The sequence below is a fragment of the Cobetia sp. SIMBA_158 genome (genome assembly GCF_046566945.1).
GTDB classification, from domain to species: domain Bacteria; phylum Pseudomonadota; class Gammaproteobacteria; order Pseudomonadales; family Halomonadaceae; genus Cobetia; species Cobetia amphilecti.
Map to the genome: position 1 here is coordinate 1 of NZ_JAWJYL010001035.1, position 238 is coordinate 238.

The window sequence follows — 238 nt, forward strand, 5'->3', positions numbered from 1 at the left end:
CCTGAAAAACGACGCCATGCACGATCCGATGGTCAACGAATCTTACTGCGAAACCTTTGGCTGGGTGAGCAAAGAGAACCTGGCGCGTATGAAAGAGCTGACCTACAAAGCGAACGACGTGCTGAAAAAACTGTTCGATGATGCTGGTCTGATTCTGGTCGACTTCAAGCTGGAATTTGGTCTGTACAAAGGCGAAGTGGTACTGGGTGATGAGTTCTCCCCGGACGGTAGCCGCCTG

The 238-nt window shown here is 51.7% G+C and carries 1 protein-coding gene; it reads left to right on the forward strand.

The annotated features are described in order from the left end of the window. Positions 1-238: phosphoribosylaminoimidazolesuccinocarboxamide synthase (locus tag R2R70_RS22950; RefSeq protein WP_410979339.1), on the forward strand; the 238-nt coding region annotated here is incomplete at both ends.